Annotated in this window: 12 protein-coding genes and 1 tRNA gene; 6 read left to right on the forward strand and 7 right to left on the reverse strand. The window is 72.6% G+C overall.

Going from position 1 to position 15,518, the window contains the following annotated elements; all coding sequences use genetic code 11:
- Positions 1 to 19 precede the first annotated feature (19 nt).
- Positions 20 to 523, forward strand: coding sequence for a GNAT family N-acetyltransferase (locus Y09_RS08885; RefSeq protein WP_053917395.1), 504 nt, complete (start codon positions 20 to 22; stop codon positions 521 to 523).
- A gap of 115 nt (positions 524 to 638) precedes the next feature.
- On the opposite strand, the gene Y09_RS08890 is transcribed toward Y09_RS08885, so the two are convergent.
- The 3 genes from Y09_RS08890 to Y09_RS08900 form a co-directional block, all read right to left on the reverse strand.
- Positions 639 to 1,196, reverse strand: coding sequence for a pyridoxal 5'-phosphate synthase (locus Y09_RS08890; protein WP_053917396.1), 558 nt, complete (start codon positions 1,194 to 1,196; stop codon positions 639 to 641).
- A gap of 356 nt (positions 1,197 to 1,552) precedes the next feature.
- Positions 1,553 to 3,139, reverse strand: coding sequence for an AbgT family transporter (locus Y09_RS08895; RefSeq protein ID WP_053917397.1), 1,587 nt, complete (start codon positions 3,137 to 3,139; stop codon positions 1,553 to 1,555).
- Between the two features lie 118 nt (positions 3,140 to 3,257).
- Positions 3,258 to 4,631: a M20 family metallopeptidase gene (locus Y09_RS08900; protein WP_053917398.1), complete on the reverse strand. Its 1,374-nt coding sequence runs from the start codon at positions 4,629 to 4,631 to the stop codon at positions 3,258 to 3,260.
- A 339-nt stretch (positions 4,632 to 4,970) separates the two neighbouring features.
- On the opposite strand from Y09_RS08900, the gene Y09_RS08905 reads away from it, so the two are divergent.
- Both Y09_RS08905 and Y09_RS16850 read left to right on the forward strand, forming a co-directional pair.
- Positions 4,971 to 6,623 carry a sodium-dependent transporter gene (locus tag Y09_RS08905; protein WP_053917399.1) on the forward strand — a complete coding sequence of 551 codons (1,653 nt, stop codon included), beginning with the start codon at positions 4,971 to 4,973 and terminating at the stop codon, positions 6,621 to 6,623.
- A 169-nt stretch (positions 6,624 to 6,792) separates the two neighbouring features.
- A complete protein-coding gene (locus Y09_RS16850; RefSeq protein WP_082358729.1) occupies positions 6,793 to 6,906 on the forward strand; it encodes a methionine/alanine import family NSS transporter small subunit in 114 nt (37 codons plus the stop codon).
- Between the two features lie 206 nt (positions 6,907 to 7,112).
- Here the strand turns inward: Y09_RS16850 and Y09_RS08910 are convergent, their stop codons facing one another.
- The 4 genes from Y09_RS08910 to Y09_RS08925 form a co-directional block, all read right to left on the reverse strand.
- On the reverse strand, positions 7,113 to 7,937 hold the full coding sequence (locus Y09_RS08910) for an energy-coupling factor transporter transmembrane protein EcfT (RefSeq protein ID WP_053917400.1): 825 nt from the start codon (positions 7,935 to 7,937) through the stop codon (positions 7,113 to 7,115).
- Entirely contained in the window at positions 7,937 to 9,796 is a 1,860-nt protein-coding gene (locus tag Y09_RS08915) for an ABC transporter ATP-binding protein (protein WP_053917401.1), read from the reverse strand. The genes Y09_RS08910 and Y09_RS08915 overlap by 1 nt, the downstream gene beginning before the upstream one ends.
- A gap of 28 nt (positions 9,797 to 9,824) precedes the next feature.
- The gene (locus Y09_RS08920; RefSeq protein WP_053917402.1) at positions 9,825 to 10,754 is read right to left on the reverse strand and encodes a hypothetical protein; all 930 of its coding nucleotides are present in this window, start codon (positions 10,752 to 10,754) and stop codon (positions 9,825 to 9,827) included.
- A gap of 137 nt (positions 10,755 to 10,891) precedes the next feature.
- Positions 10,892 to 12,688: an HAD family hydrolase gene (locus Y09_RS08925; protein WP_053917403.1), complete on the reverse strand. Its 1,797-nt coding sequence runs from the start codon at positions 12,686 to 12,688 to the stop codon at positions 10,892 to 10,894.
- A 178-nt stretch (positions 12,689 to 12,866) separates the two neighbouring features.
- Between Y09_RS08925 and Y09_RS08930 the strand changes: the two genes are divergently transcribed.
- From Y09_RS08930 to Y09_RS08940, 3 genes are all read left to right on the forward strand, one after another.
- A complete protein-coding gene (locus tag Y09_RS08930; protein WP_082358731.1) occupies positions 12,867 to 13,868 on the forward strand; it encodes a LacI family DNA-binding transcriptional regulator in 1,002 nt (333 codons plus the stop codon).
- Positions 13,869 to 13,992: 124 nt separating this feature from the next.
- A tRNA-Ser gene (locus Y09_RS08935) sits at positions 13,993 to 14,080 on the forward strand.
- A gap of 200 nt (positions 14,081 to 14,280) precedes the next feature.
- Complete coding sequence (locus Y09_RS08940; RefSeq protein ID WP_234695679.1) at positions 14,281 to 15,480, forward strand: hypothetical protein; 1,200 nt, start codon at positions 14,281 to 14,283, stop codon at positions 15,478 to 15,480.
- Positions 15,481 to 15,518 lie beyond the last annotated feature (38 nt).

The raw sequence follows: 15,518 nt of genomic DNA on the forward strand, positions 1-15,518 counted from the left end.
CCCTCGCCATACTGGCGGGATGACCCTCCGGTTCCCGCTGCGTGGCCCGCGCCTGGACCTGCGCCCGTTCACGGCCGACGACGCCGCGGCCGCGCATCGCGTCTACGGCGACCCCGAGGTGATGCGCTTCGTCGGCGACGGCGATCCCGCCTCCCCGGAGCGGTCCGCGCAGATGCTCGCCGACTACGCCGCCCACCAGGCCCGGCACGGCTTTGCGTTCTGGGCCGTGATCGAACGTGCGAGCGGCGAGCTGATCGGCGATGCGGGTCTGGAGGTCACCGACCAGGGCGTCGAGCTCGGCTACACGCTGGCCCGGGACCGGTGGGGCCGCGGGCTCGCGACCGAGGCGGGGCGGCTGTGCGTGGAGGCGGCCGACGGGCCGCTCGGGCTGCGCAGTCTCGTCGGCCTCGCGGACCTCGCGAACCCGGCCTCAGCCGGGGTGCTCGCCCGGCTCGGCTTCGCCGACGACGGGATCATCGACGTCTACGGCCGCCCGCACCGTCGCTTCGTCCGCGAGCGCTGAGGCGGGGCCGACCGCTCCTTCGGAGCGTGTGGACCCGATGCCGGTGAAGGCGGGCGCACGAATCCGAGGCCGGCGGAGCCGGGCACGCGGGGCGAAGCGGCGCCGCGTCGGCCGGTCAGCCCGCCGGGGTGGTGATGCGCTCGTGCGTCCAGGCGCCGCCCTCGCGCCGGTAGCCGACGCGCACGTGCTTGCGGTCCATCCGCGACTGGGTGAACTCATACCGGGCCGGCTGCAGGGCAAAGACCTGCCAGTCCGGGTTCGGGGAGCCGTCGTAGGAGGGGCGCGAGGCCCAGTCGGCCTGCGAGGTCGCCTCGTCCAGCGCCACGACCTCGCCGCCCACCTGGACCTGCCTGCCGCTCTCGCGCCAGAAGAAGGTCATCGCGGCGCGAGGGTCGGCGCCGAGCTGCTCGCCCTTGCGGGAGGTGCGGTGGGTGGAGACGTGCAGGCCGCGCTCGTCGAGGTCCTTGAGGATGAGGGTGCGGCCGACGGGCGCGCCGCCGTCCAGGGTCTGGAAGGTCATGGCGTGCGGCTGGCGGGCGCCGCTCGCGATCGCGTCCTCGAGCCAGGCGAGGAAGAGCTCGGCCGGATCCTCGGGGACGGCATCGGGGTCGAGACCGGGCATGTCCTCGGGGAAGGACGGCAGGGCGCGGAGGCGGTCGGCGAGTTCGCTCATGCCCGCCATCCTCGCGCCGACGGCCCCGCCGCTCAACCCGGCGCCCGGGCAGGGACGCCTCGCCCCCGCCGACCGGTCTCGCGAAGCGCTGGCTGAGGCAGATGCACCCAGGCACACCCCGGCTCAGGTTTTGCTGCCCACAGGACCGATGCATCGCGCGACATAGGTCCTGGGCGCAGCAGAAACTGCCGGTCCGACGGCCCCGCCGCTCACCCCAGACCCCGGCACACCATCGAGACGTAGCTTTGGTGCTCTCTCCGGGCATATAGAGCACCAAAGCAACGTCTCGATGGGCAAGGTGTGGGGACGGCGTGCCTTCCAAGGCCGAGGGGGTCGACGGGGCCGCCGGAGAGGGATCAGCCGAGGAAGATCCCGTTGCCCGGGCCGAGCGGCAGGTCCGCGAAGAAGAAGACCGCCAGGATCACGGTCCACACGCACCAGAACGGGACCACGAAGGGCAGCATCCGCGCCATCAGCGAGCCGAGCCCCGCGCCGGGCTCGTACTTCCGCAGCATGCCCAGCAGCACGATCATGTACGGGTTCATCGGGGTGATGACCTGTGTGGCGGAGTCGCCCACGCGGAACGCGGCCTGGGTGAAGGCGGGCTCGTAGCCGATCAGCGCGAACATCGGCACGAACACGGCCGCCATGATCGCCCACATGCCGGAGCCGGAGATGATGAACAGGTTCAGGCAGCTGGCCAGCAGCATGAAGCCGAGCACCGCCGGGAAGCCGGTCAGGCCGATGCCCTCGAGGGCGGCCGCGCCGGTCACGGCGATCCAGGTGCCGATCCCGGACCAGTTGAACAGGGCGATGAAGTTGCCCAGGATGAAGGCGAGCACCACGAAGGGCAGCATCTCCTTGAGCGACTCGGTCATCATCGCGACCGCGTCCCTGGTGCTGCGCAGGGTGCCGACCACGATGCCATAGGTCAGGCCCAGCACGATGAAGTAGGCGACGACCAGGAACACGATCGAGTCCAGCAGCGGGGACTTCGGCAGGAAGCCGCCGTCCTCGTTCCGCCACGGCGAGGCGGGCACCAGCGTCGCCGCCAGCACGATCGCGGTGAGCACCACGGCGGCGATCACGGCGGCGATCAGACCCTTGTTCTCCGCCGGGGACAGCTCGGCGCGCATCTGCTCGGCGCTCTCGCCGCTGGTGGCGACCTCGCCCTCCTCGGTGATCTCGTCGCGGCCGATGCCCTGGCGGTTCAGGCGCGGCTCCAGGATCCGGTCGATGATGAAGCCGGCGACGACGCCGAGCACCAGCGACGAGGCGATGTTGAAGAACCAGTTCGAGACCGGGTTCACGGCGGTGAACTCGAAGTCCGGCAGCGCGTCCATCACGGAGGTGGTGATCCCAGCGAACAGGGCGTCCAGCGAGGTGGGGAAGATGTTGGTGGAGTAGCCGGCGCCGGCGGCGGCGAAGCCGCCCAGCAGGCCCGCGACGGGGTGTCGCCCGGCGGCCTTGAACACGAGCGCGGCCAGCGGCGGGACCACCACGAAGGCGGAGTCGGCCATGATCGAGGAGACCACGCCCACGAAGCCCACCACATAGGGGAGCATCCACGACGGCGAGGAGCCGAACAGCTTGCGGATCGCGGCGGCGAGCAGCCCGGAATGCTGGGAGATGCCGATCGCGAGCAGGATCGGCAGCACCGTCACCAGCGGCGGGAAGCCGATGTAGTTCTCGCCGAGGGTGGTGGTCAGCCAGGTCAGGCCCTCACCGGTGAACAGACCCTTGATGACGGTGGCCTCGTCCGAGCCGGGCACCGTCACCTCCACGTCCGCCCAGGCCATGGCCGTGGAGACCACGCCGGTGACGGCGAACAGGATGAGGAACAGCATGAAGGGCTCGGGCAGCTTGTTGCCCGCCCTCTCGACGCCGTTGAGGATCTTGTCGGTCAGGCCGGTCTTCACCGGCGGAGCGGGTGTTGCGCTCATGGGTTCTCCAGACGGGGGGTGGGGAGAGGCCTTCGGCCGTCGGCCGACGGGGTCGACGGCGGCAGCTGCGACGGGTCCGTCGGCGGACGGCCGAGGAGGGGCCGTCCGCCGCGGCGGATCAGTCGAAGAAGGAGGGGACGTCGATCGCACCGCCGGCGGCGGCGAACTCCTCGGCGACGGCGGCGGCGAGCGCCGGGTCGTGGAGGACGTCGAGCAGGGTCGCGGCGAGGCCGTAGGCCCCGTCGGTCGCGGCGGAGCGGGCGGCGGGCGAGGTGGACTCGGCCGCGAACTCGCGGGTGTGCAGGGCGACGTCGGCCGGGGCGATGCGGATCAGCGGATGCATGCCGGGCAGGCGGTAGCTGACGTTGCCGAAGTCGGTGGAGGCGGCGAGGGTCGTGGAGACCACGCCCAGCGGCAGCGGGTCGCGGCCGCGGCGGCGCTGCGCCTCGACCCAGCGGCCGGTCAGCGCGTCGTTGGTGCGCACCGGCAGGGAGGGCGGGTGGTGGTCCCAGGTGACGGTCACGCCGACGCCGGCCATCAGGGCCGCACCGTGGGCGACGTCCTCGACCCGGCGTGAGAGGTCCTTGAGGGTGTCGGGGCGCTGGGAGCGCACGTACAGGTCGAGCCTCGCGCGGTCGGGGACGACGCTGGCCCGCTCGCCGCCCTCGCGGATCACGGCGTGGATGCGGTCGCTGGGCGGGGTCTGCTGGCGCATCAGGCCGATGCCCTGGTACATCAGGCTCGCCGCGTCCAGGGCGTTGCGGCCCATGAACGGCTGCGCGGAGGCGTGGGCGGTGTGGCCGTGGAACTCGACGGTGAGGGTGCGCCGGCCCAGCCACACCTGGTCGGCCAGGTCGTAGCCCGGGTAGCCGTGGGCCATGACCACGGCGTCGAGCCCGTCGAAGGCGCCTTCGCGGGCCATGTACTCCTTGCCGGTGTGCCCCTCCTCGGCGGGGGTGCCGAGGTAGACGACGGTGCCGGGCACGGCCGAGGGGTCCTTCTTCGCGAGCTCCGCGAGGCCCAGGAAGGCGCCCAGTCCCATCACGGCGATGACGTTGTGGCCGCAGCCGTGGCCGATGCCGGGCAGTGCGTCGTACTCGGAGAGCACCGCGACGGTCGGCGCGTCGGCCGATCCGGCGCCCTCGCCGCGGATCTCAGCGCGGATCGCGGTGTCCAGGCCGTGCACGCCGAGCTGCGCCTCGATGCCGTGGTCCTCGAGGATCTTCACGATCGCGGCGGCGGAGCGGTGCTCCTCGAAGGCGACCTCGGGATGCTCGGCGAGGTCGATCATCAGGGCGACGAGCTCGCGGCCGGTCTTGTCGACCTCCTCCTCGAGCCGGGAGCGGAGCGCCTCGGGGGCGCCCGTGTGCGCAGAGCCGGGGTGGCTCTGCGTGCGCAGAGCCGCCTCCCGCTCCTCGTCGAGCTGGTGCATGTAGGCGGTGGAGGGCTCGGTGGGAGCGGCCCCGATCCGCACGGGGGTCGGTTCGGACATGAACCCGAGGGTAACGGCCCGGCCCTCACTGCCTGAATGCTCCTGCGGCCGTGACGATGTCGTGATGTGGAGGGAGCACCCGACGGAGCGAGCCCGGCTTCCGGTGCGACCGGCCCTCCCGAACGCGTCCGCCCCTGGGGACGGTACGATCCCCCCACGGTGCCCCGCGGCGATCCCGCACCGCGCCGTGCGTCGGACCGCCCATCCCTGCGGTCCAGGGCCGTCTCCCGCGGCCGTCGTGCCGTCGTCCCCTCAGGCGGCGCATCTTCCCCGGGTCGCCGACGTCGTCGACCTCTCTCCCCCGCGCCGTGACCGGCGCAGCTCACCCGGAGGCTCATCGTGAGTGCACCAACCCCGTCCGCCGGCGCCGCCACCCAGAGCGCCGATCGCGGTGCGTTCCGCGGCCGCACCGCCTTCATCTTCGCGGCCATCGGCTCCGCCGTCGGCCTCGGCAACATCTGGCGCTTCCCCGCGGTCGCCTACGAGAACGGCGGCGGCGCGTTCATCCTGCCGTATCTCGTCGCGCTGCTGACCGCGGGCATCCCGCTGCTCTTCCTCGACTACGCGATCGGGCACCGCTGGCGCGGCTCCGCCCCCGCCGCCTGGCGCCGCTTCCGCCGCTGGACCGAGTTCATCGGCTGGTGGCAGGTGCTGATCGCCCTGATCATCGCGCTGTACTACGCGCTGATCCTGGCGTGGGCGACGAACTACACGATCTTCTCCCTCGACCAGCGCTGGGACTCCCACCCGGAGGGGGCCGACGGCTTCTTCGGTGAGTACACCCAGGCGCTCGGCGGCGCGGACGTGACCGTCTCCTTCGACTACGTCCCCGCAGTGCTGATCTCCATGCTGGTGGTGTGGATCGCGGTGATCGTGGTGATGGCGCTCGGCGTGCAGAAGGGCATCGCCGCCAGCTCGATCATCTTCATCCCTCTGCTGATCGTCATGTTCATCATCCTGGTGGTGCGCTCGCTGTTCCTGCCCGGCGCACTCGAGGGCCTAGACGCCTTCTTCCGACCGAACTGGGCCGCGCTCGCGAAGCCGGGAGTGTGGATCGCTGCCTACGGGCAGATCTTCTTCTCGCTGTCGGTGGCCTTCGGCATCATGCTCACCTATTCCTCGTACCTGAAGAAGAAGACGGACCTCACCGGCTCCGGCCTGGTGGTGGGCTTCGCGAACTCGAGCTTCGAGATCCTGTGCGGCATCGGCGTGTTCTCGGCGCTGGGCTTCATGGCGCAGGCACAGGGCGTCGCGGTCGACGAGGTCGTCGCCGACGGTGTGGGCCTGGCGTTCATCGCCTTCCCCACGATCATCTCCGAGGCCCCGGCCGGCGCGCTGATCGGCGTGCTGTTCTTCGGCTCGCTGGTGCTGGCGGGCTTCACCTCCCTGATCTCGATCGTGGAGGTCGTGATCGCGGCGGTCCAGGACAAGTTCGGCCTCGCCCGCGTGTCCTCGACCCTGCTGGTTTGCGTGCCGATCGCGGTGGTCTCCACGATCCTGTTCTCCACGACCATGGGCCTGCCGCTGCTGGACGTGATGGACAAGTGGGCGAACGAGTACGGCATCGTCGCGGCGGCGCTGGTCTCCTCGCTGATCGTCGCCTTCGTACTGCGGGGCATGCCGACGCTGCGTGATCACCTGAACTTCCGCGGCTCCTTCCACGTCGGCCGCTGGTGGTACGCGTGCGTGGCGATCATCGCCCCGCTCGTGCTCGGCATCTCCCTGATCGGCGGCACCATCGAGCTCGTCACGAGCGGCAAGACCCACTCCGGGTACCCGGGCTGGTTCAACTTCGTGTTCGGCTGGATGATGGCGATCGGCCTGGTCGTGGTCGCGGTGATCCTCTCGCTGATCCCGTGGCCGGCCGGCTCCAACCTGTACAAGGACGACTCCGACGGCGACCCGATCGCCCCCGAGGTCGTCTCCGGCACGGGCCTGGTGACCACGCCCGAGGCGACCATGCCGCACGAGCTGCGCTCCGCCGGACTCTGAGGTGCGAGGTGCCGGGCGGCGATCCGCCCGGCACCTCGTCCCCGGCGAGCTGCACTCGGCTCCTCCCCGCACCACCGCTCGACCCCGCTCGACCCGTCTCCCGCCGGCGCCGCGCCGGCCCGCACGACTCGCCGCCGGTCCAGCACCGGCCCGTTCCCCAGGAGGGATCATGTCCGTCCCCGCCATCGTCATGATGATCGTCGCGATCGTCACCGTCTGGGGCGGCCTCGTCGCCGCCGTCGTCAACCTCCGCAGCCACCCCGAGGCGCCCGAGGAGGACTGACTCCAGCCGCAGGCCTCCCGTCGGCCGGACCCGTCGGCCGCTCCGGCCAGCCGGTCCCGTCGGCCGAACCTGACTGCCGTACCTGTCGGCCGATGGCGCAGGGGCGACCACTATGCCTATATAGGCATACTGGTCGCCCCTGCGCCATCTCCTGACCATCCCGGCTCCACGAGGGCGCCCCGGGCCGCAGCCGACGGCCCGGCCCCTCACCCGAGCCACGGGATCCGCGCGCCGAGTGGGAAGGCGGCGACGAGGAGCACCGCGGTCGCGAGCAGCACGGCGAGGTCCAGCGCCGAGGCGCGCAGGTAGGCCAGCCTCAGTGAACGTCCGGCGGGGTTCGAGACACCGTAGGTGAAGCCGCGCGTCTCGAGCGCCTCGACCGTCGTGCGCACGTTCTTCGCCGTGTTGAGCATGATCGGGTAGAACGCGGTGACGGCGAGGACGCACCATTGCCGCACCACCCGCCAGCCCAGCAGGCCCGGCCTCTCCACCGGCGCGTGCCGCAGGCGCTGCCCCTCGAAGACGGTCACGTACTCGTCCACCAGGATCGGCAGCATCCGGTAGCCGTAGCTGACGCCGAAGGCGAGCAGCTCGGGGGCGCGGAACCACAGCAGCGCGTCGGAGAGCTTCTCCGGGTCCAGGGACACGAAGGCCGCCATCGACGCCATGGAGACGGCGCCGAGCTTGAGGTTCAGCTCGGCGAGGGCGACGAGCGTGTCGAGGTTCCCGCCGAACAGGAACGACGCCACGAACAGGCCGATCACGTTGCCGAGCAGGCCGATGAGGAACAGCCCCAGCACCAGCGGCCCCACCCGGGCGAGGGCCACGGAGACGACGCCGAGCGCGAAGAGAACCAGCAGCACGCCGGTGTCATGGGTGAGCCAGGGCGCGATCGCCATCAGCAGGTACCAGGCCAGGACGATCCGGGGATCCATCCTCGAGAACAGCCCGCCGCGGGTCGAGTACGCGGTGCGCAGCAGCTCGAGCCGGATCCAGTCGACGCTGAGCACGTCATGAGTCTTGCGCGCCATCAGCGCACCTCCTTCGGCAGCCACTCCCGCAGCTCGGCCGCGGTCAGGGGCAGCGGGTCCAGTCCCAGCTCGAGCGCGATGCGGGCGGCCTGCGGCGGGACCAGCCGGGTGCGGGCGGTGAGCTCGGGGCGGGAGAAGAGCTCGCGCGGGGTGACGTCGGCGAGCACCTTCCCCTGGTCGAGCACGAGGACGCGGCTCGCCCAGGTGGCGACGAGCTCCATGTCGTGGGTGGCGACGACGGCGCAGCGCACGGTCTCGGCGAGCGCGGCGAGCATCGCGGTGACGTCGTCGCGGGAGCGGATGTCCAGGCTCGATGTCGGTTCGTCCAGGAGCAGCAGCGAGGGCCGCATGGCCAGGCCGATGCCGAGCGTCGCGCGGCGCTGCTGGCCGCCGGAGAGGGAGCGTCCGTCACGGTCCGCGAGGGCGGAGAGCCCCACCTCCTGGATGATCCTCTCCACGATCGCCTCGGCGTCGGGCACCTTCCGTCCGCGGGGGAACAGGGCGATGTCCTCGCGCACGGTGTCCTTGAGGAACATCTGCTGCGGGTGCTGGTAGAGGTAGGAGACGTGGTCGGCCATCTTCGCGGCGGAGCGGGTGCGGGTGTCGATCCCGTCGACCGTGACGGTGCCGGCGCGGGGCACGATCAGCCCGGTCAGCAGCTTCATCAGCGTGGTCTTGCCGGCGCCGTTGGTGCCGACCAGGGCGATGCGCTCCCCCGCGCGCAGGTCCAGGTCGAGGTCGTCGAGGACGGTGGAGAGCCCGCCTGCGACGGAGCGGTAGCCGTGGCGGACGCCGCGCAGCGTCGCGACGACCTCGGCGGGCTCGGCGGGCTCGGCGGGCTCGACGGGCGCGGCGGGCGCGGGGTCGACCCCGGCGGCCTGGCCGGTGGTGACGACGACGGGCGCAGGGTCGGCGCCGCCAGGGGCGTCGGCCCCCGTCGGCCGCTCGCCCGGCGGTCGCTCCCCCGTCGGCCGTTCCCGCACGACGGGCCGCAGGGCCGCGGCGGCGGAGGGGACGTCGAGCGCGACCGGCCGCGCACCGGCCGCGGCCGAGAGCGCAACCGCGTCCGGGGCGGGGACCCCGTGGGCGGCGAGGTCCGCGTGGCGGTCCATCGCCTCCTGCACGGGCAGGTGCCAGACGGGCGCGCCGTCGGCCATGAGCACCACGGAGCGAGCGAACTCCGCGATGAACTCGGCGTGGTGCTCGATGGTGATCACGGTGATGCCGTCGCGCTCGTTGAGCTCGCGCAGGCGCAGGTAGATCTCCCGCGCCCGGGCCGGATCGAGCTCGGCGACCGGCTCGTCGACCACGATCACCTCGGGGCGCAGGGCGAGCACCGCGGCGAGGGCCACGAGATGGGACTGGCCGCCGGAGAGCTGCCAGACGAACTGGTCGCGCAGGTGGGCGATGCCCAGGTGCCGGAGGGCCTCGTCGGTGCGCTCGCGGTAGTCAGCGTGACCGAAGTTCAGGGGCCCGAAGGCGACCTCATCGCGGACCGTCGGACGCACCAGCTGGTTCTGGAAGTCCTGGTAGACGTAGCCGACACGGCTGGAGAGCTCCGCGACGGACGAGTCCCAGGTGTCGACCCCGTCCACGTGCACGGACCCGGCGAAGTCGCCGCTCCAGTAGTGCGGGACGAGGCCGTTGAAGGTCTTGCACAGGGTGGTCTTGGCGGAGCCGTTGCCCCCGACCACCGCCACGAAATCGCCCCGTTCGATGGTGAGGTCGACGTTGCGCAGGGTGTCTCGGTCGGTGCCCGGGTACCGGAAGGACAGGTCCTTCACGCAGATCACGGGGTCCGCTCGCCTGTCGCCGGCGGGTGCCGGGGAAGGTGCGGTGGTCAGGGGAACGGTCTGCATCAGGGTCTCCGAGGTCGGGGGTCGCCGCTCAGGCGCGGTCGGCGGTCCCGCGCGAGGCCTGCGCCCGGCGGAAGAGCAGGATCGCGATCCCCAGGACCACGGCGATCGCGAGCACGGAGACGAGGACGAACCAGTCGCCGAACCGGTCGATGAAGTCGGGCTCGAAGGCGCCGGCGGAGATGTCGAAGGCCTCGAGGAAGGCGAAGCCGAAGCTCGCCACGCCGAGCAGCACCGCGAAGCCGACGAAGGTGCCGGAGAGGCGGGCCTGGCCCGGGATCGGCTCGCCGGGGACCCGGGGACGCATGCCCATCAGCGGCTCGATCTTCCCGTGCAGGGCCGGGATCAGCCACATCGCGGGGATCGCGCCGAGCAGGATCCCCGACATCAGCACGTCCACGCCGAGGCCGAGCAGCTCCAGCGCCAGCATCGACTCGGGCAGGCCCTCGACGAACTCCGCGTCCTCTACGCCGATCCAGACCTTGGAGAGGTCCACGATCGCGGAGAGGATCTTGTCCACGAGCACCAGCACGATCGCGCCGACCGCGATCTGGCCCCGGGAGCGCGGGTTGCGGATCAGGGAGCCGGCGAGGAACACGGCGAGGAACATCTGCAGGAAGCCCTCGACCTCGGCGAGGCCGGAGAAGTCACCCATCAGCAGGTCGGTGAACACGATCTCGCCGAGCGGTGCGCCGAGCGCGGCCCAGAACGGGGAGAACAGCGCCGCGATCGTCAGGGGCACGAACACCATGTAGGACACGGAGATGTCGACGGGGCCGATCGAGGGGTCCGGGATGATCTCCAGGATGATGTTCGACAGGCCGAACAGCGACATCGACAGCACGAAGATCATCAGCTTCTGCGAGGTGGACAGCTGGACGCTGCGCACCCCGTCGATGGTGCCGCGGAGGGCACCGCGGCGCTCGTCCTCGGCAGGACGGGGAGGGTTCTGGGTGGTCACGGGAGGCTCCTTCGAGAGGTTCGGGGCGTGCGGGGGCGGTGAGGGCCGGCGGACGGGACGGACTGCGGCCAAGGGAGCGGGTCGCAGGGACGGTCGGCGAGGGGACGGGGGACGACGACGCCGCGGGGACGCCGGGATCAGGGGGCGGGGTGCGCACCCGCCGCGACGGACGGGCGCGCGGCCTCGCGCACGCGCTCGACGAGAAGGGCGATGAGCGCGTCCGGGGAGTCGAGGACGTGGTCGGCGAAGCCGCCCGCGAGCGCCTGCGCGAGCTCCTCGTCGGAGTCCTTGCCGCCGCGCAGCAGGCAGACGGTGCCGATGCCGGCGTCCTTCCCGCCGCGGCCGTCGTTGACGGACTTGTCGCCGACGTAGAGCACGTCGGCGGGGTCGGCGTCGAGCCCGCCGAGCGCGGCCTCGAAGATCTCCCGGCCGGGCTTGCGCACCCCGATCTCGTCGGAGTACGCGGAGGGGCCGAGGTCGGCGAGCACGCCGTAGCGGGCGAGGATCTCCCGCACCCCGCGGCCGGAGATCGTGTTGGAGACGATGCCGACGACGATCCCCTGCTCGCGGCACCAGCGGATCAGCTCGAGCGCCCCGGGTCGCGGCGCGGGCACGGACTTCGCCCGGTGCAGGGCGAGGGAGAACTGCGCGCCGTCCAGGCGCAGCGCGGCGCGCAGCGGCTCGGGCAGGCCTTCCCCCACGAGGTCGCCCCAGAGCACGGCCGGATCGATCTCGTCGTGGCGGTGCGCAGGGTCGGCGGAGGTGTCGCGGGCGCGCTTGCGGGCGCGGTGCCGTTCCCACCCCTCGGCGACGGCCCGGGCGGCGGTCTCGAGGTCGATCGGGTGGCCGATGCGCTCGGAGAGGGCGACGATCAGCGCGCCGACCTCCTCGTCCCGGGCGGGGTTCGGGGTGGACAGCGTGATCACGCCGCCGTGGTCCAGGAGCACGGCGGGACGGCCGCGGCGCGAGGGGACGGGTGCGGCACCGGCCGAGGCGGCCGACGACAGCGCTGCGGCCGACGGGTCGCCGGCGGGCGGCTCCGTGCCCGGCGCGGTCGCCGTCGTCGGCCCGCCGGCCGCGCCGCGCCCGGACGCCGCGGAATCGAGCGCGGCGCGCAGCGGGGCGATCAGCCCCTCCGGGGTCTCGAGCACGAGATCGGGAGCCTCGGCGATGCGGAACGGCGGGGTGTCGGTGCGTCGGTCGCGGGTGATCACCACGGCGCCGACCCCGGCACGGCGCGCGGCGACCACGTCCCGGTCGAGGGTGTCGCCGACGTACCAGGCCTGCGGGAGGGCGACGCCGAGCCCCTCCGCGGCCAGGCGGATCATGCCCGGGTGCGGCTTGCGGATCCCGACCTCGTCGGAGTACACCTGCACGCCGAAGAAGCGGTCCAGCCCCAGGTCGGCGAGGATCGCGCGGTGGGCCCGACCGGAGTGGGCGTTGGAGACGATCCCGAGGGGGATCCTGCGCGCGGCGCACTCGGCGAGCAGCTCGTCGATGCCCGGGCGCTGGTGGTGCTCGGAGACCAGGGTCGCCATCGTCGCGAGCAGCTCGCCGGCGTCGAGGGCGAGGGTGCGCCGCACCGGGTCCGGGAGATCGGCGAGGAGGAAGTCGCCGACGATCTCGGCCGGGGCCAGCTCGCGCGGGGCGAGGCGGCGGGAGGCGGCGTTCTTCCACATCGAGAGGGCGGATCGCCCGGCGCGCAGCGACTCCGCGACCGAACCTGCGTCGAGACGGGCGCCGAGCGTCGCGGCCCGGGCGACGACGTCCTCGGCGAGCTCCTGCGACCAGGTCGCCCGGGAGACGGTCGTGACGACCACGCCGCCGAAGTCCAGGAGCAGCGCCGCGGGGGCGGGCAACTGCGGGACCCCGCCCGCCGCGGGGAGCGGGACGGCCGGGACGGCGGGATCGAGAGTGCGGGGCGCAGTGATCACAGAGGTCCTTCGACGGGGAGGAGCGGGGGCGGCGCGGGGCCGGTGATCTCGACGCTAGGCGGCATGGGGGCGCGCCCCGTGAACGGAGGGTGAACCCGTCGGCACGCCTTTGGGTCCGGGACTGAAAACCTTCAGATCCGCCGGTCAGGACCGCGCTCGGAGCTGATAGACCGGTCTCGTGACCGCCCCTGGGAAGCGCCCGAGCCTGGCCGATGTGGCGCGCGCGGCGGGGGTCTCCTCTGCCGCCGCGTCGATGGCGCTGAACGAGCGGCCCGGCATCGCGCCGGCGACCAGGGAGCGGGTGCGGGAGGCCGCACGGCGGCTCGGCTACGGGCGGCGGAGTCGGGCGACGACGCTGTTCGGGGTCCTCCCGACGGACCTCGGGAATCCGTACCACACCGACGTCATCGCGGGCATCGAGGCGACGGCGGAGGCGCTCGGGGCGGGGGTCGTGATCGCCCACGGCAGGCGGGACACGGCGCACATGGAGCGGCAGCTGCAGCGCCTGCTGGACCTCGAGGTGGACGGGGTCATCGCGGTGACCACCTGGCTGCCGCCGGAGGCGCTCGAGCGGGCGGCCCGCTCGGTGCCGGTGGTGGTGATCGGGCGGATGCAGGATCCGGTGCCGGGCACCGATGCGGTGATCACCGACGACACCGCCGGCGCCGCGCTCGCGGTGCGGCATCTCGTCACGGCCGGTCATCGCCGCCTCGCCCACGTGACCCTGTCCTCGCGACCGGGTCCCGCCGCCCGGCGCACCGGGTTCCTCGCCGAGACGGCGCGGCTCGGGCTCGCCGATGCGGTCACGGTGATCGGTCCGGACTCGGCCGACGAGGGCATCGACCTGCTGCTCCGCGCGCTGCGGCGCGGCGCCGAGGAGGCCCCGACCGCAGTGTTCGCCGCCAACGACATCGCCGCGGTGCGGGTACTGCACCGCGCCGCCGATCTCGGGGTGGCGGTGCCCGAGCGGCTCAGCGTGGTGGGCTACGACTCCTCCGCCGTCGCGCTCACCGTCAGGCCGCACCTGACCAGCGTGAACCAGCCCCGGCAGGAGATGGGGCGGATCGCGGCGCGGATGCTGCAGGAGCGACGCGAGGGCCGGCGCACGGACTCCCGCAGCATCGCCGAGCCCGTCCTGCGCCTCCGGGACTCCACCGGGCCGTCCCCTGCCCCGCGATGAACCTCTTCCCCCGGCTCGACACGGCCGCGACGACCTCGAGCACGGGCCGAGTGTGACGTGCGCCCGCTCGGTTCGCGCAGGCCTGCGCTGTCGGGTACTCTGATCATCGCTCTTCACGAGCGCTGGAGGATTCGCCTAGCGGCCTATGGCGCACGCCTGGAACGCGTGTTGGGTTAACGCCCTCGGGGGTTCAAATCCCCCATCCTCCGCCAGAGAAAGACCCCTGACCAGCGAGTTCACTCGCCGGGTAGGGGTCTTTCCACATGTCCGACCGGTGCGGCCGCGCCGCCGGGGCGCCGAAGGGGGTGCCCTCTCCCCCGCGCATGGAACGCTCGTCCCCGGGCGAGATGCCCGGATATCCTGCACACCAGCAGTGCGGTGGCAGTGCGGCGGCGGAGACGAGGGGGACCAGATGTCGAACGCAGGATGGGGCGGCCCGGGGGACGGGGCCGGCCCGCCGGGACAGGGCCAGGGCGGGCCATTGCAGGGCGGACCGCAGGGCGGCGCACCCCAGGGCCCGTGGCAGTCGCCGCAGTGGCAGCAGCCTCCGTCGCAGCCGCCCCAGGACCCCGGCTACGGACAGGCCCCCGGCGTGCAGCCTCCCGCACCGCAGCGGAAGCGGCCGTGGGCGCTGCTCGCCGTCGCGGCGAGCTGCATCCTCGCGATGATCCTGGTGGTCGGCGGAGGGATCACCTTCCTCGCACTGAACCGCGGGGGCCCGGAGCCCGTCGCCGGCGATCCCACGACGACGTCGGAGTCGATCGAGCCCAGCGATTCCGAGGCCACCTCCACCGAGGAGGAGACGCCGACGACCGAGGCATCGGACTACTCGGAGTTCCATGTGCTGGGCCTCGGGGAGTTCCCCGAGGCCACGCCCGAGGAGCTCCTGGGCGTCATGCAGGACAACCCCCTCACCGAGGGCGGCCTCCCGGACGTGGGCAACTGCGACCTGCCCGCCACCCCGATTTCGCCCTCGCAGGAGCAGCTCCAGGCAGTGCTCGATGCGGCCTCGGGATGCCTGAACCAGGTGTGGTCGGTCGCGAGCTCCGACCGCGGGCTGCCCTGGACCGCGCCCGACGTGGTCGTCTACACCTGGCCGGACGTCCCCTCGTCCTCCAGCTGCGAGGCGGACACCTTCGCCGAGGACTTCCCGCGGATGTGCAACCTCGACGCCACGATCTACTGGCCGCTCGGCTACGGCACCGGGACGGACCTCGAGGACGAGGCGCACGTCCCCGGCGCCTACCTGTGGGACCTCGCCTATATGTACTCCAACGCCGCCAGCTGGAACAGCACGCTGGTGTTCTACCAGGGCGAGCTGCGCAACCAGTACGAGGACACCGATCCGGAGGCGTTCGACGACGCCTGGCGCCGCAACTCGCTGCAGTGGATCTGCTGGGCCTCGGCCGCGTCGATGCAGGTTCCCAGCGCCGCGCAGCCCAGCCAGGAGCTGCGGGACGCGCTGGGCTCGCCCGACGCCTGGGAGGCCGGGGAGCCGCCGAACGACATCACGCCGGAGAACCGGGCGCGCTGGATCTCGGCGGGCTTCGAGTCGGGCGGCGACCTCGCGAAGTGCAACACCTGGACGGCGGAGACCGAGACGGTCTCCTGACCGGACGGCGCGGCCACGGCGCCGGGCCTCCGGCGGAG

The organism is Brachybacterium sp. SW0106-09, from assembly GCF_001293905.1.
GTDB classification, from domain to species: Bacteria; Actinomycetota; Actinomycetes; order Actinomycetales; family Dermabacteraceae; genus Brachybacterium; species Brachybacterium conglomeratum.